Consider the following 18,454-nt stretch of genomic DNA (forward strand, 5'->3'; position numbering starts at 1 on the left):
GTAATCGCAATGCAAAATTTTAAATGGCAACGCATCGTACTCAAAGTAGGCAGTGCCTTAATTGCACCCGAGCAAAATGGCTGTAGTTCACGCTATTTACTCACCATAGCTCAGTTTATTGTTCGTTGCCGCGCCCAAGGTATTGAAGTTATTTTGGTGTCATCAGGCTCTGTGGCTGCGGGCTCACACTTATTCCCAGAGGATAAGCCGCGCTCTGTAGCACTTAAAAAAGCAATGGCAGCCGCTGGGCAAATGGAGATGATGGCAACATGGGATCGCTTTTTTGATTTCCCATCGGCACAGATTCTGCTAACGCACGGTGATTTACGTGACCGTGAGCGTTACACCAGTGTACGCGACACCATTTTTACCTTGCTTGATCACGGTGTTCTTCCTGTCATCAACGAAAATGACACGGTGACTACTGATGATTTGAAAGTAGGTGATAATGACAACTTATCAGCTATGGTAGCAGCGGCCGCTGATGCTGACGCATTAATGATTTTCTCAGATGTGGACGGCCTTTATGACAAGAATCCTAACTTGCATACCGACGCTGTACTGTTACCTGAGATCAGTGAAATTGATGAATCTATTTACGCCATGGCTGGGTGTGCTACCAGTGCCGTAGGCACCGGCGGCATGAAAACCAAAATCGAGGCGGCAGAAAAAGCCACTTCCCATGGTATTACTACATTTATTCTAAATGGCTTTAAAGAGCAGACCTTTAACTTGTTGTTAGAAGGTAAAAACCCGGGCACTATCTTCTTGCCGTATGAAAAACCAATGCAAGAGGCAGTCCATTGGCGTACACATACCGCCAGTGAGCAGGGTGAGGTGATTGTTGAAGGTGACTTCAGCGAGCCATTAGATGAAAACGCCGAGCAGATTAACCCGCAAGGCATTATCGAGGTTCGGGGCGAGTTCTCCGTTGGCGACACTATTTTGGTGCGCAGCGACGACGGCACGAAGCTGGCTAAGGCACGAGCAAACTACAGTAGCTGTTTGCTGAACTTTATTGCCGAGAATGAAACCAGTGAGTTTAGCGATGAAGCACAAGATTCCATCGGCCCGATTATTTCAGACGAAGACATTGCAGTATTGGAGAAATCATGAGTTTAGTTAAGGATATTTCAGCTCAAGCAGCAAAAGCCGCTAAGGTGCTTGCTCTGCTTGATACAGAGAGTAAAAACAACGTACTTAAAGAAATGGCTGAGGCACTGCGTGCCAATAAAGAGCATATTAAGGCGGAAAACGAATCAGATCTTGCCAATGCGCGAGACAACAACTTAGCTGCAGCCATGGTTGACCGTTTGACGCTGACCGATGAGCGTATTGAAGATATGGCCGTGGGCATTGAAACCATTGCCGATCTCGATGATCCAGTAGGTCAGTTGCGTTCATTGGGTGAGCGCCCCAATGGTATCAAAATCAATAAAATGCGAGTGCCTCTTGGGGTGATTTGCATGATTTATGAAGCCCGTCCAAACGTAACAGCCGATGCTGGCGCACTGTGCTTCAAATCAGGTAATGCGGTTATTTTGCGTGGCGGTAAAGAGGCTTTAGCGTCAAGTAAAGCCATTGCCAGTGTACTGCACAGTGTGCTGGAGAAACACAACTTGCCGACGGCGCTTATCTCAGTGATCCCTGATCCAGACCGTGGCCTGTTGATGGATCTTATGCAGCAGCGTGACACCATTGACTTGATTATTCCTCGCGGTGGCGAAGGGCTGATTAATTTTGTGACTGAAAACAGTACCGTACCGGTTATTCAGCACTTTAAAGGGGTGTGTCACCTGTATGTTGATAAAGATGCAGACCTTGATGTGGCGATGAACCTGTTGCTGAACGGTAAAACTCAGCGTACCGGTGTATGTAACGCGCTAGAGGGCTTGGTTGTGCACCAAGAGATGGCAGAGGCATTTTTAGCTCGTGCGGCAAAAGAGCTTGAAGCAAAAGGTGTACGTGTTAATGCTGATGCTCAAGCAGCGAAATTCTTCAGCAATGCGAATGTCATTGGCGATGATGAATTTGGTGAAGAGTACCTTGATCTTGAAATCGCGGTATGTATCGTTGCTGACTTTGATGCAGCAGTGGCGCATATTGATCGCTTTGGTAGCTTCCACACCGAAGTTATTTGTACCAAAGACGAGCAAACTGCCAACTTGTTCCAGCGCAGTGTTGATGCGTCAGTCGTGATGGTAAATGCCTCCTCACGTTTCTCTGATGGTTCGCAGCTAGGTCTAGGCGCTGAAATCGGCATCGCAACCACTAAGTTGCACGCTTACGGGCCTATGGGCCTAGAGTCATTGACCACAGAAAAATACTTAGTGAATGGTGAAGGACAAATTCGTAGCTAATCACGACTAAGATTTAAAAAGCCCAGCTTAGTGCTGGGCTTTTTTGTGCTCTAAAGGTTATTTTACGAAGCGCTCTAGCTCGCTTTGAGTGGTGCGGGTTAGGTGCTCTGAGCGTGCGCATTGCTCTGCGGCTTGGTCTATTTGCGCTTTTGCGTCTTCACCTAAGGTTTTAATTTGCTCCACCGATTGCTGAGTATTGGCCTGGGTTTGCTCCAGTTCATGCACTGCTGCGACAATATCCTGCAATTGTTGTTGGTTTTTCTCAAAGTCTTGCACTAGTTCACTAAAGCCTGAAGCCGTGTTACCGATTGCTTGTTCAGCGCTTGAAGAGTGCTCAATAAGTTGCTCTGACTCTTGGTTAGTATCGCTTACCAGCGTGCCCATTTTATTAATAAAGTCGCTAATTTGCTGGGTCGCATCACTGACTTTAAGTGACAGTGAGCGAACCTCATCAGCAACGACAGCGAAGCCTCTGCCTGCTTCACCGGCGCGAGCAGCTTCAATGGCTGCATTAAGGGCGAGCAGGTTAGTTTGATCGGCAAACCCTTCGACCATTTGCAAAATACTGCGAATGTTCTCTGAGTTTTCTTTCAAGCCTGCAACGGTGTCGGCAAATCGCCCTAATAGCTGCGTGATCTTATGAATTTGCGATACTAATTGGCTAAGCTCTTCAGATGAAGTGCGTACAAAGGTGAGGTTCTCACTGTTGTCGCTGAACACTGCATCCGTATTGGCAACGATTTGCTCTAGGCTATGCGTGACTTGCGTGGTGCTCGCTGCAATCTCACTACTAAATTGTAATTGTCGAGCTCCCAATTCAGCTGTGTTTTGCATGGATAAATTGACCTGCTGATTGCTATCAGCAGCTTGGGCTGCACCTTCATAGGTGGTATTTAAAAGGGCGCTTAGATGGTGTACAAACTTATTATATTGCTCTGATAAGTCACGAAATTCATCATACGTGAATTGTGGTAATCGCGCATTTAAGTTGGCATCTTGCTGATTGACTTGCTCTAACGTATCGCGCATCGCTTGCACTGGGCGCACGATTAAATGGCGCATATAGAACACCGTAAAAATAAAACCACCGACGACTAATAGCGAGATCACCGCAAACAGCGCCAAACCTTGTTCTTGAGCGCTCAGTTCGCGATACAGCCAAACTAAAGTAAGTAACTGTAAAGCAAACAAAAAGCTAAGGTTGCCAACAATCTTCCGAGTTAGCGTATAAAAAAATGTTTCTTCAATATAATTGTACATGCGCATAAACCAACTCATTGATGAGGGCTCCGTTTGCCTGAGTAGACGTCAATGTATACATGCTCAGTATTGTATAAAGCAAAAGATTTTCAAGTGTTTAGCGATGAAGTAAGCGCCTAGTTAGGCATCATTCGCTAAAATCATCTTAGTATTGCATGGGTAATTGGTGAAAATACCATCAACTCCCAGTGCTCGCATATCAAGAATATCTTCTTTCTTATCTACAGTATAAGCATAGACCTCGAGCCCGCGCTGTTTCGCATCGGCGACAAACTCGTGGTTTACGAAGTTTTTGTCTAAGTGCAAGCTATACGCATGCAAGCGTTGAGCAAACTCAGCATAGTTGAGCGGGATAGAGGAAGTCAGCGCCCCAATTTTCACCCAAGGTAGATGTTGCTTCAACCATACGAGTTGATGGTGATCAAAAGAAGAGACAATAAGCTGCTCTCGCTGTAATAAACCCTGTTGTACATTGTGCTCAAGGGTAGCAACGAGTTTATCGAGTGAGAATGTGTGTTTAAGTTCTAGGTTCAGTAGGGTCTTATTCCCTATCCAGTCGATCATGTCTTGCAGCCCCGGCACGCGCTGTCCTTGGCCGGCATCATAACGTTGAATTTCTGCTAAAGGGGTTTTATTGACCTTGCCTTGACCTGAGGTGGTCCTATCAAGCCAGGTGTCATGAATGATGACATAGTCATCAAGACAGCTTTGTAGGTCGACTTCTATACCATCGACGCCCACAGAAAGGGCACTTTCTATGGCGATTTGCGTATTTTCCGGGTGGTTACCGCTGGCACCGCGATGAGCAAATACTTTCATTTCTTATCAGTCCGTCTAGCAGGGTCATTGCTATCTTTGTTGATGGTAATCAATTTATCAAGGGCATTTATCGCGATTGTCGAGATACTGACCAAGTCTCAAAAAATGCAGCACTGACAACCAGCATACCGCCTATCAGCGTGGCGATGTCTGGACGCTCTTGTAATAAAATAAAGGCCAAAATGGTGGCATAGAGAGGTTGTAAGCAAGAGATGAGCCCAGCCGTTGTTGCACTGAGTTGGCGCAATGAGGCGGCAAACAATGCATGGGGAGTGGCTGTAAATACTATGGCGACCAAAAACAGCAGAGCAATATCACGCTGCGTAACGGCCATGGGGGGAACCTCAACAAAGGCACATAGCATTATACTGGCGACCAAGGTTTGATAAAACATGGTTTGCGGGCCGCCATAGTGGTTGAAGTACTGGCGCTGCAAAATATTACGAAGGGCAAAGCATAATGCAGAAAACACCCCGGTCGCTATGCCCAAAGTGACATCATTTCCCAGTGTTGCTTCTGGTATGAGTAAGTAAATTCCGACACTGACGGCAATGGCACTGAACATGTCCTTAAGCTTGGGCAAAGCGCGATGAAAAAGCGGTTCAATCATAACGGTTAGAACCGGATAACTAAAAAACGCGATAATGCCGATGGTGATTCCCGCAAGCTGCATTCCAGCAAAATAGGTTACCCAGTGCACGCCAACGATGGCACCGAGTGCCAGTGCAATAAGGTAGTCTTTGGTGCTTCTTAGGCCGATGGGCTGGCGCATTGCACCGAGCATGATAACTAAGGCAAAGGCTGCGATTGCGGTGCGATATACAGTGATATCTAACGCTGGCAGGTGAATTAACTTGGCGAATAAGGCGGTGCCACCAAACAGTAGAACCGCTGTATGCAAAAAGAATAAGCTTTGTTTGTGAGAGCTCATAGCGTGTCAAAGGCTGTTTTTTTGCCAGCATACCATGAGCTATATAACAAAGCAGGTGCTGACAAATGTCATCTGCTATTGATGACAAAGGTGACTGCGCAGCGGATGGTAAATAAGCAATGATAAAGATGTCCAAACAACAGGAGAGACATCATGAAAATAACCATTATCGCTTTGGCACTTACCAGCGCCGTGACCACCTCGACCTTTGCCAGCTCAACTGATGTGCAACACATTGAGCAAGCAGCAGCCACTCTAGATATAAAAGAGTTACGCTTACATAGTCAATCAGCCCAGGGTTACGAGCAAGGCTTGGCCTATTACCGCTTGAGTATGAGTCAGTATTTGCAAGCACAACAGCAGGCGGCGCAGCAAAGCCTGGAGATGGCGCAGCAGAGCTTAGAACAACTTCTCGCTGAGCCTTTGTCAGATACCGAATTAGGCGAGGCCAAAGCTTTGCTAGCCCAAGTGTATGGCTTCAAAATCACCTTTAACCCTCTCAAAGGGGCGTACTACGGGCCTAAAGCTGGTAAGTTATTGTCCCAAGCAGAGCGTCTTGCACCTAATAGTCCGCGTGTACACCTTATAAAAGGTGTTAGTGCTTATAACACCCCGTCCATGTTTGGCGGTTCAAAACAACAGGCCTTGCGTGATTTTAATAAAGCAGTGTTATTGTTCTCTCAGCAACAGGACACTCGCTATGGGTGGGGAGAGGCAGAAACCTACACATGGCGTGGGCTAACACAAAAGGAGCTTGGCCATGGCGAGCAAGCCTTAGCCGACTGGCAGCAGGCGCTGCAAGTGAACCCTGATTATGGCTGGGCGAAAATGCTCATCGCTAAAAATCAGTAGATTATGAGCACAAGCCCATCAGCGCGGTGGTATTGATAACCACCGCCGCTTGTTATTTACTAGCTCATACAGCGTCATGGTCGCTCTATGAGTTAAAGGCCACAGGAAAACCGTTATATGCTTTACTCCTACACTATCGCACAAAACCAGAAGCCTTTTTGGAACTGGATGCCACTGATTTTCTCAAGTTTTTACTTTTTACCTTTAATCATGGCGAGCGATTATTTTTCGTCGGCACAGATCGCGTTAGCCATCGTCGCTTACATTGTTTTTGTCGGGCTGTATGGCTTCGCTCTTCGGGTTAAAGGGAGCAAGCTGGTTGTCTGTGTGATTGCCATGCTGGTGCTGTGTATTGCAGCAACGGCTATCACCCCTGGAAGCCAGGCATTATTTGGTTTTATCGCGTTTTTATGTGGTTTTCACTTTATTGGCTGGCAAGGGAAAGCTGCGTTAGTGATTATTTTACTGGGCGCGACCCTAAGTGGCGTGGTCTTTGCCCCGGTGCAGCTCGGTTATTACTTGCTTCCGGCGGTGGTAGTCAGTATTGGTATTTTCTTTTTTGGTGTCTTTGAGCGCCGCGAGCGTCAGCATGCACGAGCTAAAGCACGTAGCGAGCAACAAATTGAGCATATTGGCGCGGTGGCTGAGCGTGAGCGCATCGCTCGCGATCTCCATGATTTGCTAGGGCATTCGCTATCAAGTATTGCCTTAAAATCAGAGCTCGCGCAAAAAATGCTTGATGCCACAGAAAGTGAGCGAGCCCGCGTCGAGATCAACGAGGTAAGTCAGTTGGCTCGGGACTTACTCAGCGAAGTGCGCCAGGCGGTGGCGGGGATGAAGCAAATGGGCCTGGGTGGAGTGTTAGAGACCATTACTAAAAATTTGCAAAGCCAGAACATTCAATGCCATGTTGGGCCGGTGCCACGTTTGCCGAGCACGATTGAGAGTGCACTGTGCTTTATCTGCAAAGAGGCGGCAACTAATGTTATACGCCATAGCAAGGCGACTCACTTTGGGGTTGAGTTCAAAGAGACTGATAGCTATTGGCAAGCGAGTATGTTCGATAATGGCAAAGAAACGAACGTCTCTTTTGGCAATGGACTTAAGGGCATTCAAACACGCTGTGAGCAGTTAGGTGGTGAGCTCGATATCAACACTGAGCAAGGCGTGCGTTTAACATGCACATTTTTAAAATAAGGGGGCGGCGATGATACGCGTTGTTGTTATAGAAGATCAGGCGCTAGTGCGTAATGCTATTGTTGCTTTACTAAATTTAGACCCTTTTATTGAAGTGGTTGGTGAAGCCAGTGACGGCCAATCAGCGCTGACATTATTGACTGAAGTACAGGCTGATTTACTACTCAGCGATATCGAAATGCCCAATATGAGTGGCTTGGAGCTGGCCGAGCAAGTCACCCATGAAGGTATCCAAATCGTGATTATGACAACATTTTCTAAATCTGGTTATATTCGCCGCGCATTGGATGCGGGTGTACGCGGATTTATTCTCAAAGAAGCGTCCAGTGATTATCTAATCGATGCATTAAAGAAAGTCCATCAAGGGCAAAAAGTTATCGACCCAGAGTTGGCATTGTTAGCGCTGGAGGATAATAACCCCCTAAGTCGTAAAGAGAGTGCCGCACTTAAGCTCACCGAAGAGGGGCTAAAAACCAGTGATATCGCCGCGCAGCTCTATTTAAGCGAAGGCACGGTACGCAATTATCTCAGTGAAGCCATTAGTAAGTTAAATGCCTCCAATCGCAGTGATGCAGCGCGTATCGCCAGGCAAAAAGGGTGGTTGTAAATAATAACACTTACGGCTGCCTGGCCAGTGGGCTTGGATGCCAGACTAAGAAAATAACAAAACAAGAAGGAAATGGTGGAGCTAAGCAGGGTGAAAAACGCTCGAAAAAAGCACTGCTTTTTTAGTTTTGAACGCGAGGTAGGGATACCGAGCCGGGGGATAGGCTTGGATGCCAGACTAAGAAAATAATAAAACAAGAAGGAAATGGTGGAGCTAAGCAGGATCGAACTGCTGACCTCCTGCGTGCAAGGCAGGCGCTCTCCCAGCTGAGCTATAGCCCCACTAAAAAGTGGCTTGTCCGTTAAGACGTTTGGTATTTTATTAATTTTACTTTCAAGGTCAAGTACCGCATCAAAAAAAATCACGCAAACCTAAACATTATCTTTATCAGATGCACGCACTAAGGTGCGGGCTGTCGCTTCGTGACAATACGCTCCCCAAAGCGCGGGGGCTTTGATACAGTAGGGAAAGTTAATAATAAGAATGTCTTTATCATGTATAAATTAATCACGGTGGCCTTGTTTTATTGCGCTTTAACGGCCTGCTCATCATCTTATGATGAACCCGAATATGAGGTGCAGTCACAGCAGTTTTACGGCAAAACCACAGAGCAAGGGCAGAAAATATTTGCCTATGTTATTACCGTCAAAGCCAGCCGCAGAGAAATGCTCGACCCGGATGAACCCATCACTCGCCGTGAGTTTGAACGTTATGCTGAAAAAGAGTACTTCGAAGAATCGCGGGTGCTGAAGCTGCAACTTGAAGATCAAGGTGCCGCAGCCCTAAAAAAAGAGCTCGATGAGCGCCAGTATTGCCCCGGTGACTATGAAATAACACAAGTGCTATGGCGCGATTTAAGTGTGCAGTTGCGCGGTGAGTGCCTGTAATGAGTCGTGCTATTGCAGCGCTGGAGGCGCTTTTTACGGCTTTGGATATTACTTGTGAGAAGCTCTCTCACCCGCCCTTAGCGACGGCACAAGCGGCCGACAACATTGCCTTAGAGCGCCCCGGAGTGAGGCTAAAAAATCTATTTTTACGAGACAACTATGGCCGCCGGCATTTTTTACTGATCACCGCCCATGACGCACAGGTGGATCTCAAAGCGCTTTCTAAAGCGCAGCAAGTATCGCGTCTTGGCTTTGCATCGAATGAGCGGTTACAGCGTTATTTAGGCGTACACCCCGGGTGTGTATCAATGCTGGCATTGATGAATGACCCTGAAAATCAGGTTGAATTATGGCTAGATGAGGCCATTTGGCAGAACACTCCACCTGGTACGCTTTATCACTGCCATCCTTTTGACAATCGTTATACTTGGCTGGTGGCCAAGCAGGACTTACTGCGTCTGTTCAGGCATTGGCAGCATCAAGTGCAGGTTTTGTCGGTCCCCAAACGTTGTGGCACGGCGATGAGTAAGTAGCCACATAAACACACAAGCAGTAAACACCCTAAAAAAGCACGCTCGCCATAGGCTTGATATAACAACCCAGGAATAAACGAGCCCAGTGCGCCGCCGCTGTAGTAAAAAGACACATACACTCCATTGGTGAGGCTGGCGCTGGCGCTGCTGAGGCGGTTTACTAGCGGAGCCGCGGTTGCATGAATAATAAACATCGATGCACAAAAACAGGTAAAGGCAACGAGGAAAACCGGCAAACTATGCCAAAACATCAGCGCAATGGTGGCGCTGTAGCCTAAAAATACCGTGGCCAATAAACTGAAAATATTCGCACAGCGTTTTTGCAAATAGGGAGTAACAAAGGTCGTTAACGCTCCTAATAGGTAACCGCTATAAACTAAACCAATATTTTTGGTATTGGTCATGGCGTAGGTACTGCGCAAAATAAAGGGCAAATAATTCAACAGCGCTGCAAAACAGAAAAACATACAAAAAACACTGGCGTAAAGCGTAAGTATGCGCGTATTTAACAGTGCGCTAAGGTTACCCCGCAGTGGTGTATGGGCTTGGCGTATGGGCGCCCGATGGGCGCGAATGCATGCAGCGAGTGCCATCAATAACAGTGAATTAAGCCAAAAAAAGCTTTGCCAGCTGAGATACTCAGCGAATCCAGCTGCTAAGGCGCGACCTAGAAAGCCACCAGCAATGGTACTGCCAATATAACCACTCATTTTTTTGCTCACATCTGCGCCTTGGTAGCGTATCGCAATACTGGCCGTCATCGCGGTGAGTGCGGCGGGCAGTGCCAAACCTTGAATTAATCGCAGCGCTTGCAACTGCCAAAATTGCTCGGTGAGTGGTACCAAGGCATTGGTTAAGGCGAGCGTGACCATCACTACTTGGAGCACCCGGTATAGATTGCGACGGTTGAGAATGACCCCATAAAGTAAAGGAGCAATGGCCAAAGGGGCCATGGTCAAGGTCATGAGCGAGCCAGCAGTGGCCGGGGATACTTGATAATGCTGTGCGAACAGCGCCAAAAGGGGTTGTACGGCGTAAAGAATAAAAAAAGTAAAGACCGAGCAGGTCAGTAACAACCAATAAGACATAAACCCAAGTACATAAAATGAGTAGCTGCAGCGTCAGTGTATCATAAGTTCAGGGGCAAACCTTGGCTTGCGCTTAGTCAAAGTTTCTCGCAATCACTTCTGTTACTGTCATTTCCGAAAATGATGAGTAAAATAACCTTATTCAGTTCGTATTTTACAAGTGATAGTTATGGGGTCATTACAAGATCAGCTTCTTAAAGCCGGGCTAACCAACGAGCACAAAGCTAAACTGGCCAAGTCGGAAAAGCGTAAAGCACAAAAGAAAAAGAAGAAAAAAGGCGCCACTAGCGACCAAAGTGATTTGCAAAAGCACATTGAGCAAACCAAACAAGCGCAGCAAGAAAAAGCTAATCAGCTGAACGAGCAACGCCAACAGGAGCTTAAAGAGCGAGAGCAGGTTGCACGGGTAAAACAAATTCTTGAACATCACAATCAAGATGAGATTCGCGGTGAGCTTACTTTCAACTTCACCTACGACAATAAAATTAAAGAAATCGATGTTAATGCACAAACCCAGCAGGCGCTGGCAAAAGGGCGCTTAGCCATTTGCGTATTAGAAGGCCAGTTTTATGTGCTGCAAGATGAGCCAGCTCGTAAAATAGCCGAGGTCGATGAAAAATATATTGTTTTCCATGTGGAAAATGAGGACGACCAAAAAGACGAGGACGATCCGTACGCAGACTACGAAGTACCTGATGATCTAATCTGGTAGTCAAAGGCGACGGCACGAGCACAGTGGTCGGTGGCACTCAGTGTAGGTTAATTCTTAGTTGCTAGGTTTAAGAACATGGGTCTACACTCATTGTTAATATTTTATCTACCGTCAACATAAGAGTAACTACTATGAAAAAACTAACAAAAGTCCTTGTGGGAACTGGTGCCTTAGCATTATCGGCATTAACTATGAATGTTCATGCTGCCGATGGCAAAGCGCTTTACACCGAGAAAAACTGCCACACTTGCCACGGTGCCGATGGTAAAGCACCGATCATGCCTTTGTATCCTAAACTAGCAGGGCAGAACAAAGAGTATATGGTAGCGCAAATGAAAGATATTAAGTCTGGCAAGCGCAACAACGGCATGTCGGCGGCGATGAAAGCCATGGTAATGAACATCAGTGATGCGGAGTTTGAAGCCATTGCCGAATACCTTGCCAACGTAAAGTAAGGTCATTATTTTAAAAAAGCCATCGTAGGTTTGCCTGCGGTGGCTTTTTTTATTGAATGACACCCTAGAAGTGTTTAGACTTCTATACATCTATTTTAAGTGGAGTAACTCATGAGTGTGATCCCGACATTACCCCCGTTAAGCGTACGCGATAAGGTCAGTGATCAAGAGTGGCGTTTACGCATTGATTTGGCGGCGTGTTATCGCTTGGTTGAGCATATGCGTTGGGGCGATTTAATTTACACCCATATGTCGGCGCGTATTCCCGGCACTGATGAGTACTTGGTGAATGCATTTGGCCTGAGCTTCGATGAGGTGACTGCCTCTAATTTAGTGAAGGTGAATCTGCAAGGCGATATTCTTGACGACACGCCCCATCAAATAAACCCAGCGGGTTTTACTATTCATAGCGCCATTCACGAAGTGCGCGATGATGCCCACTGTGTAATCCACTTGCATACCAAAGAAACCATCGCTGTAGCCAGTGTTAAGGGTGGCTTGCAGCCATACAGCCAGCACTCTATGTTCTCATTGCCATCATTGTCGTACCACGAATACGAGGGGTTGGCAGTGAATGACGAGGAAAAGCAGCGCTTACAACAAGACTTAGGCACTACTAACCATATGTTGTTAGTGAATCATGGCGGGTTAACCGTCGGGCCAACGGTGGGCGATGCCTTTATGCGTTTCTATGACTTGCAGCGGGCGTGTGAAATTCAAGTAGCCATTCAAAGTATGAATCAGCCACCTACGCCTGTGCCTCAGGCTATTATCGATAATATTTATAATCAAGCGAATGTGGTCCACAGCGGCAGCACTGGCGGGCAAAAAGCGTGGCCAGCTATGCTTCGTAAAGCATATCGTCTTGACCCTAGCTTTGCTGAATAACAAGGATAAGCCATGAAAGTAAATCGTGTAGAAATATTTGATATTCACTGCCCAGAGCGCCCAGCTTGGACACCCGTATTTGTGCGTATTCACACCGATGAGGGGATCAGTGGTGTAGGTGAAGCAGGCTTGGCTTATGACTTGGGGCACAGCGCTGCAGCAGCGATGATTAAAGAAATGGCGGATGCATTTTTAATAGGTCATGACCCATTCCAAACGGAACTGTTATGGTCGCGGATGCTGCGTGAGAGCTTTTGGGGGCTCGGTGGCGGGCCGGTGGTCTACGCCGCCATGAGTGCGATAGATACCGCGCTTTGGGATATCAAGGGTAAAGCTTTGGGCTTACCTGTATACCAATTATTGGGCGGCAAGGTGAATGATGAACTGCGTACTTATGCGTCGCAGTTACAGTTTGACTGGGACAGCGAATTTAAGGCCTTAGTGCAGCCGCAAGAGTATGCTGAAGCCGCACATAAGGCGGTGGCGCAAGGCTACGATGCTGTGAAAGTGGACCCAATTCAATACGATAAACAAGGGAACACTTACTACGATCGCACTAAGATCATCGACCGTGGCGAGATGAAACTGTACCGCGCGCGGATGCAAGCCATTCGTGAAGCGGTGGGGGACGAGGTGGATATTATTTTTGAATGTCATAGCCTGCCAGGAGCAACATCGGCAATTCAGATTGGTGAAATCGCTGAAGAATTCGATTGTATGTACTACGAAGAGCCGGTGAATTACCTCAACCATTCTTTGCATGCAAAGGTGGCAGACAAAGTCGCCGTGCCCATCGCCGGTGGTGAGCGTTTATATAACCGCTGGGGTGTACGCCCTTATCTTGAAGATCAAAGTATTGACGTACTGCAACCGGATATTGGTTTGTGCGGTGGCTTTACCGAGACTAAAAAAGTCTGTGACTATGCCGATATCTTCGATGTGCGTATTCAAGCGCATGTGTGTGGCGGGCCAGTAGCTACGGCGGCGTCCTTGCATCTAGAAAGTGCGATTCCGAACTTTTTAATTCACGAGCATCACACCTATGCCATTAAAAAGTGGAACCGCGAGCTGTGTATTCAAGACCCGCAGCCAGTGAATGGCAAGTTTAAGGTCAGTGAAGTGCCAGGTATTGGCATAGAGCTTAATGATGAGGTCGTGATGCGCTCATCAAGAGTTGAAGTGAAGTAGCTTCACTGGATACAAAAAAGGCCAGCCTATGCGCTGGCCTTTTTTGTTTTTACTGGCATTGCAGCTGTGGTGCCGCGACTAGGGTGTCGCTATTAAGGTGGTGGATATAACACTGCTCGTTATCGCGCAGCAGCATAAAGCGATCGGGCATGGTGATTTGTTTGCCCATGATCGGGTTGCCTTGGCTATCGACCACATTGGGATGGCTTAGTACCAATGAGCTTTGCTGGGTGAACACGCCGCCACTGAGGCGCACCTTATCAGCCTCAAGGATGCGACTGATAATCTCAGCGACTTGCTCGTCTGCGGCATTGACCAGTAGGGTTTGCTTGAGCTGCGAGTCGCTGGTGCTATTGCAACCGGTACTGGTGATAAACAGCATTGACGCCAACAGGGTTGTGATTTTTTTAAGAGTCATAGCCGTTAGTCCTTTATCACTGGCGTCATTATCCGGTTGTTTTGCAACTTGCTGTGCGTGCGGTTGTCGCCGATGGCGGCTGCTCCTGAATTAGCCGCAGCATTGCTAACAGCATAACCTTTTAAGCCAGCTAAAGTGCTTGCTGCAGGGCAGTTACCGGTCGCGCGGTAGCCAAGAGCTGCACTGAGCAAGGCCTCATTACGATCGCCGAGTAAATGATTAAAGTCATCGGCTACAGCGCAGCCTTGTACAAGCACAGGCGCGCGCTCGGTATTAGTAATATTCTGCGGCGCAAAGCCATCGGCATATTCACCAAACCCTTTGTCATTGACGCCAGTAAATTGAATGGTGAAAAAGGTGGTATCGCAATTATCGGTAGGGTAAAAGCCATAAGGCTTGCCACAGGTGCCATCGCCAATGAGCACCACTTCAAAGTTACGGCTATCGGGGATACCCCGTAAGCCGTTAATTAACGCTTCGCTGGCGGAGCACGTATTGCCGGTGGTGAGCACAAATACACGGTTCAAACTAAGACTTGGCAAGGCTGTGCCCGCGCTGATCCCGGAGTCGGGATCGAAGCCAATGTATTCGTCAATAAAAGGAAAGGGGGTTAAGGGATCGCCAGTTACCGGGTTTGTGTCTGGGTTTTTATCATTAAAAATAGTTTGCTCGAATATCACCCCATTGGTGTTATTGCTACCTGCAATCATATACCCAAGCTGAGCCGCCATGGCGAGAAAGCCACCACCGTTGTAGCGCATATCAACCACCAAGTCAGAAATATTGGCGCTGGCGAGTTGATTAACCGCATCAACCAGCTGACGCTCGGCAGGTGCATTGTGATCATTAAACTGCATATAACCAACATTGCCAGTGCCGGTACTGAGTGTGCCCACCTTCATTACTGGGTCTTGGATGAATTGCGCTGAATCTAAGGTAATACGCTGTTGCTGGTTGGAGCCGCGCAGGGTGAAGGTAAACTGTGTTTCAACTCCTGTTTGCGTGGGGAATAAGGCGGCGTTAATGGCGTCGACATTGTCGCTATTGACAACATCCACGCCATTTACAGCGGCGATTTGCCAACCTCGTTCAATGCCTTGGGTGCTCGCATCAGTATTCGGCTCGCTGTAGGTCACCACGACCTCGCGCGGAGGAGTCGCCTTGACAACGCGAAAGTTAAAACCATAGCCTAACACACTGCCACTTTGCTGTTGTTGCTCCCATTCATCGGTGGGCAGGCTAAAATGAAAGTTATCTTTGGGCGCACCGGACGCGGTGACGTCATTCGTTTTCAGTACATTGAAGTAGTCAATGACATCGGTGATGGACGCGGGATCGCGGTCTTCAATTTCATCGTACCAAAGGTAAGTTTCATTACTCCATGAGCGCAGCCAGTACTTTTGGTCTAGCGCAGCGCATTGGCCTTTAAATTGTTCGGAGTCAGCAAAAACACCGGCTACCCAACCTGTATCGGGGCTAGGACCTGGGGATGTAGTATCGTCACTGCCACCCCCACAGCCATTTAAGGTAGCTATGATAGCGGCACATAAAGTCGTTCGAAAAGAATGTTTAATGATCATGGAGTTTCGCCTTAGTGTTAGCCTGTAAGTAACTTTATATCAAAGCGTGTAAGACTGTAAAAAGAAAGTTAACTCTTATGATTTATATCGCTTTCTTTTAGTTAAAGCAGTGCATTATACGTTGCTTTGCATTAGCATTAGCGCGATAGTTAATACCCACTACGGACGTGGCTAAGAATAAGCGTAAGGTGTAATAGGTGAGAGCAAAACAAGTCTTTGCGATGGCTATGGTTTTAGCGTTGAGCGGTTGTGCATCAACTGACGAGCAGCTAGCGGATGCAGCGAAGTACCATGACTGGCAGCTTATGTCCGTTGATGGTCAAGATGTGCGCCATCATCAAGCCTCACTCAGCTTTATTGATGCTTTGCAGCTAAATGGCTTTTCCGGTTGTAATGACTTCTTTGCCGCCAGCAATATTCGCGAGCAACGCTTAGAAGTCACTAATCTGGGAATGACCTATAAACAATGTAACGCCGCACTGACAGGCACAGAGCAAGCACTATTGGCGACGTTGAAGTCAGCGCCGATTGTGCGCCTTGGTGAGCGTCAAATGACGCTGAGCGGCGAGCATGTGCTCACCTTCAAGCGCACCACACCTTAAGCGATTAGCGTTTCCAGTTCTTTGGCAACAAAAGGGCGCCCTTTGGCATTCACCGCCGTCCCTATCACTTTGGCTTGTAGGGCCACTTTGTCATCAGCGCTGCGATAAACATTTTGCACAAACGCAAATTTCAAGCGGCTTTCGCGCACAACCTCTACGGTAACGTAGAAATGATCCCCTGGCATAAGCGATGCTTTGTAATCCAGCTCGCTACGCAGCACCACCAAGTTGATTTTATCTCTCGCAAGCGCAGCAAAATCAACCCCTTGAGCGAGTAAAAACTCGTGACGAGCATGCTCTAAGTAGTTGAAATAAACACTGTTGTTAACAATTCCTTGAATATCACATTCGTAATCGCGTACTTTCATATCAATACGAAAGGTCATAATCTCAATTCCTATATTTTTATTTGGCGCTGATGCTAGTATGGGGATTACAGTACATCAAGGCGTAAATGAATATGAGTGAAATCGCTATTGTAACCGGTGGTAGTAAAGGAATTGGTCTGGCCATTGTCGAAAAGTTATTAGCGCAAGGGTATCGCGTCTATAACTTGGATATTGTCACGTCGGAGCAAGGCGAGTATCGCCATTGTGATATGCGCGATGTGCCTAGCGTAAAAGCGATCATTGCAGAGATATGCGAGCGTGAGCAAGGGGTTGATGTGTTGGTATGCAATGCGGGAATTCATCGCAGCGCCACCATAGAGCAGACCGATGAAGCGCTGCTGGATGAAGTTATCGCGCTCAACATAAAAGGTGCTTATGCGGCGACCCAAGCCGTGCTGCCCAGTATGCGCAGCGCTAATAAAGGAGCGATTGTTTATATCTCTTCTGACCAAGCACTGGTGGGTAAGCGCAACTCCTTCGCCTACAGCCTATCGAAATCTGCATTGGCTTCGATGGCGAAAACCACAGCACTGGATTACGCCGAGTTTGGCATTCGGGCCAATGCGGTGTGTCCAGGTACCATAGAAACGCCGTTATTCCACAATGCCATCGACAACTACTGCCAGCGCAGTGGCGCTAACAAAGAAGAAGTGGTGGCACAGGAGTCAGCGATGCAGCCGTTGGGGCGACTCGGGCAAGCCCATGAAGTGGCGAGCCTAGTGGCATTTTTAGCCAGCGATGAAGCTGGGTTTATCACCGGATCACTGCAGGTGATCGACGGTGGTTACACGGCCCAGTAAATGTCGCAGCGCCTGTTTGACCCTCATGTGCACTTGTTTGACCTTAGCCGGGGTGACTATCACTGGTTAAGGCGCAAAGGACCGCCATTTTGGCCGCAAAAACAGGCTATTACGCGCAATTTTAAGCAACAGGATTTGCACCTTAAGGAGCCGTTGCAACACTGCGGCGCGGTGCATATTGAATCCGGTTTTGACAATGCTGAACCCGCTCGAGAGCTACAGTGGTTGGCTGCCACGGGATTTACTGGGGCCGCCATCAGTCATGCCGCGATTGACCTAGCCCCTGCTGATTTTGCTGAGGCATTAGCTAAGTTACAACACCCCCTATTGCGTGGTATTCGTGATATCACCGAAGGCGCAGATGGAGCGCGATTACTTAACCCCCATTGCATCGACAACGCCGCGCTATTAGCAGAGCAAGGGCTTCTTTTTGAGGCGCAATTTACACTTGCTGATAGCCAATTGTGTAAACGCCTTATTGAGTTGGCCACTGCTGTGCCGACTATCAACATAATCATTAACCATTGTGGCTTAGTGAGTGTGGATGGGTGGTCATTATGGCAAGACAACCTAGCGTTATTGCGCAGCTGTGACAACATCTTGATCAAATGCAGTGGCTGGGAAATGTTGTATCCGCATAAGTCAGTGCAGTGGCAGCAGCAGGTTATTAGGTGTTGTATTAACGCGCTGGGCGCTGAACGGGTGATGCTCGCCAGTAACTTTCCCCTGTGTTTAATGCAGCAAAGTTATCATCAGGTGTGGCAGGGGTACGCCGATATGGTGTTGCCGCAAAAGCACAAACTTATGCATGATAATGCTTGGCAGCTTTATCGCCAGCCATAAAAAAGCCTCTCATTGAGAGGCTTTAGTCAACAAGGTAGGGGATGA

21 protein-coding genes and 1 tRNA gene are annotated in these 18,454 nt (G+C 47.6%); 14 read left to right on the plus strand and 8 right to left on the minus strand.

Features of this window, described 5'->3' with window-relative positions; all coding sequences use genetic code 11:
- Positions 1-9: 9 nt before the first annotated feature.
- Positions 10-1,116, plus strand: coding sequence for a glutamate 5-kinase (proB, locus tag FIU82_RS02155; protein WP_022946039.1), 1,107 nt, complete (start codon positions 10-12; stop codon positions 1,114-1,116).
- A complete protein-coding gene (locus FIU82_RS02160; RefSeq protein ID WP_152440214.1) occupies positions 1,113-2,360 on the plus strand; it encodes a glutamate-5-semialdehyde dehydrogenase in 1,248 nt (415 codons plus the stop codon). Before proB ends, FIU82_RS02160 begins: the two co-directional genes overlap by 4 nt.
- Before the next feature lie 57 nt (positions 2,361-2,417).
- On the opposite strand, the gene FIU82_RS02165 is transcribed toward FIU82_RS02160, so the two are convergent.
- From FIU82_RS02165 to FIU82_RS02175, 3 genes are all read right to left on the minus strand, one after another.
- On the minus strand, positions 2,418-3,638 hold the full coding sequence (locus FIU82_RS02165; RefSeq protein WP_172972691.1) for a methyl-accepting chemotaxis protein: 1,221 nt from the start codon (positions 3,636-3,638) through the stop codon (positions 2,418-2,420).
- 102 nt (positions 3,639-3,740) lie between these two features.
- Positions 3,741-4,439 carry a glycerophosphodiester phosphodiesterase family protein gene (locus FIU82_RS02170; RefSeq protein ID WP_152440215.1) on the minus strand — a complete coding sequence of 233 codons (699 nt, stop codon included), beginning with the start codon at positions 4,437-4,439 and terminating at the stop codon, positions 3,741-3,743.
- Between the two features lie 67 nt (positions 4,440-4,506).
- The gene (locus FIU82_RS02175; RefSeq protein WP_152440216.1) at positions 4,507-5,370 is read right to left on the minus strand and encodes a DMT family transporter; all 864 of its coding nucleotides are present in this window, start codon (positions 5,368-5,370) and stop codon (positions 4,507-4,509) included.
- A 153-nt stretch (positions 5,371-5,523) separates the two neighbouring features.
- On the opposite strand from FIU82_RS02175, the gene FIU82_RS02180 reads away from it, so the two are divergent.
- The 3 genes from FIU82_RS02180 (at position 5,524) to FIU82_RS02190 (ending at position 8,026) form a co-directional block, all read left to right on the plus strand.
- Positions 5,524-6,222 carry a tetratricopeptide repeat protein gene (locus FIU82_RS02180; RefSeq protein ID WP_152440217.1) on the plus strand — a complete coding sequence of 233 codons (699 nt, stop codon included), beginning with the start codon at positions 5,524-5,526 and terminating at the stop codon, positions 6,220-6,222.
- Positions 6,223-6,339: 117 nt separating this feature from the next.
- Complete coding sequence (locus FIU82_RS02185) at positions 6,340-7,419, plus strand: sensor histidine kinase (protein WP_152440218.1); 1,080 nt, start codon at positions 6,340-6,342, stop codon at positions 7,417-7,419.
- A gap of 10 nt (positions 7,420-7,429) precedes the next feature.
- Complete coding sequence (locus FIU82_RS02190; protein ID WP_151173239.1) at positions 7,430-8,026, plus strand: DNA-binding response regulator; 597 nt, start codon at positions 7,430-7,432, stop codon at positions 8,024-8,026.
- Between the two features lie 205 nt (positions 8,027-8,231).
- On the opposite strand, the gene FIU82_RS02195 is transcribed toward FIU82_RS02190, so the two are convergent.
- Positions 8,232-8,307, minus strand: a tRNA-Ala gene (locus tag FIU82_RS02195).
- 213 nt (positions 8,308-8,520) lie between these two features.
- On the opposite strand from FIU82_RS02195, the gene FIU82_RS02200 reads away from it, so the two are divergent.
- Positions 8,521-8,913: a hypothetical protein gene (locus FIU82_RS02200; RefSeq protein WP_053910070.1), complete on the plus strand. Its 393-nt coding sequence runs from the start codon at positions 8,521-8,523 to the stop codon at positions 8,911-8,913.
- Positions 8,913-9,446, plus strand: a complete 534-nt coding sequence (locus FIU82_RS02205; protein WP_045980547.1) for a prolyl-tRNA synthetase associated domain-containing protein — start codon at positions 8,913-8,915, stop codon at positions 9,444-9,446. Before FIU82_RS02200 ends, FIU82_RS02205 begins: the two co-directional genes overlap by 1 nt.
- Here FIU82_RS02205 and FIU82_RS02210 read toward each other — a convergent pair.
- Positions 9,392-10,534, minus strand: a complete 1,143-nt coding sequence (locus FIU82_RS02210; protein ID WP_152440219.1) for an MFS transporter — start codon at positions 10,532-10,534, stop codon at positions 9,392-9,394. The two genes, FIU82_RS02205 and FIU82_RS02210, sit on opposite strands and share 55 nt — an antisense overlap.
- Positions 10,535-10,703: 169 nt before the next feature.
- Between FIU82_RS02210 and FIU82_RS02215 the strand changes: the two genes are divergently transcribed.
- From FIU82_RS02215 to FIU82_RS02230, 4 genes are all read left to right on the plus strand, one after another.
- Positions 10,704-11,246, plus strand: coding sequence for a DUF2058 domain-containing protein (locus FIU82_RS02215; RefSeq protein ID WP_022945908.1), 543 nt, complete (start codon positions 10,704-10,706; stop codon positions 11,244-11,246).
- Between the two features lie 131 nt (positions 11,247-11,377).
- Positions 11,378-11,701 (plus strand): cytochrome c, encoded by a 324-nt coding sequence (locus FIU82_RS02220; protein ID WP_045980550.1) that lies wholly within the window; start codon positions 11,378-11,380, stop codon positions 11,699-11,701.
- Between the two features lie 120 nt (positions 11,702-11,821).
- A complete protein-coding gene (locus FIU82_RS02225) occupies positions 11,822-12,589 on the plus strand; it encodes a class II aldolase/adducin family protein (RefSeq protein WP_152441446.1) in 768 nt (255 codons plus the stop codon).
- A gap of 12 nt (positions 12,590-12,601) precedes the next feature.
- On the plus strand, positions 12,602-13,777 hold the full coding sequence (locus FIU82_RS02230) for a mandelate racemase/muconate lactonizing enzyme family protein (protein WP_152440220.1): 1,176 nt from the start codon (positions 12,602-12,604) through the stop codon (positions 13,775-13,777).
- 49 nt (positions 13,778-13,826) lie between these two features.
- On the opposite strand, the gene FIU82_RS02235 is transcribed toward FIU82_RS02230, so the two are convergent.
- Positions 13,827-14,195, minus strand: a complete 369-nt coding sequence (locus FIU82_RS02235; RefSeq protein ID WP_152440221.1) for a hypothetical protein — start codon at positions 14,193-14,195, stop codon at positions 13,827-13,829.
- Positions 14,196-14,200: 5 nt separating this feature from the next.
- Positions 14,201-15,775 carry a S41 family peptidase gene (locus FIU82_RS02240; protein ID WP_152440222.1) on the minus strand — a complete coding sequence of 525 codons (1,575 nt, stop codon included), beginning with the start codon at positions 15,773-15,775 and terminating at the stop codon, positions 14,201-14,203.
- Between the two features lie 197 nt (positions 15,776-15,972).
- Here FIU82_RS02240 and FIU82_RS02245 point away from each other — a divergent pair, with 197 nt between their 5' ends.
- Positions 15,973-16,377 carry an META domain-containing protein gene (locus FIU82_RS02245; RefSeq protein WP_022945902.1) on the plus strand — a complete coding sequence of 135 codons (405 nt, stop codon included), beginning with the start codon at positions 15,973-15,975 and terminating at the stop codon, positions 16,375-16,377.
- Here FIU82_RS02245 and FIU82_RS02250 read toward each other — a convergent pair.
- On the minus strand, positions 16,374-16,763 hold the full coding sequence (locus FIU82_RS02250) for a thioesterase family protein (RefSeq protein ID WP_022945901.1): 390 nt from the start codon (positions 16,761-16,763) through the stop codon (positions 16,374-16,376). The genes FIU82_RS02245 and FIU82_RS02250 overlap by 4 nt on opposite strands.
- A gap of 74 nt (positions 16,764-16,837) precedes the next feature.
- Here FIU82_RS02250 and FIU82_RS02255 point away from each other — a divergent pair, with 74 nt between their 5' ends.
- Together FIU82_RS02255 and FIU82_RS02260 are read left to right on the plus strand one after the other, a co-directional pair.
- Positions 16,838-17,566 (plus strand): SDR family NAD(P)-dependent oxidoreductase, encoded by a 729-nt coding sequence (locus tag FIU82_RS02255; protein WP_045980555.1) that lies wholly within the window; start codon positions 16,838-16,840, stop codon positions 17,564-17,566.
- On the plus strand, positions 17,567-18,409 hold the full coding sequence (locus FIU82_RS02260) for an amidohydrolase (protein WP_152440223.1): 843 nt from the start codon (positions 17,567-17,569) through the stop codon (positions 18,407-18,409). It abuts the gene before it with no gap.
- The last annotated feature ends 45 nt before the right edge of the window (positions 18,410-18,454 follow it).

Origin of the sequence: Pseudoalteromonas sp. THAF3, assembly GCF_009363775.1 — a bacterium.
Lineage (GTDB): Bacteria > Pseudomonadota > Gammaproteobacteria > Enterobacterales > Alteromonadaceae > Pseudoalteromonas > Pseudoalteromonas ruthenica.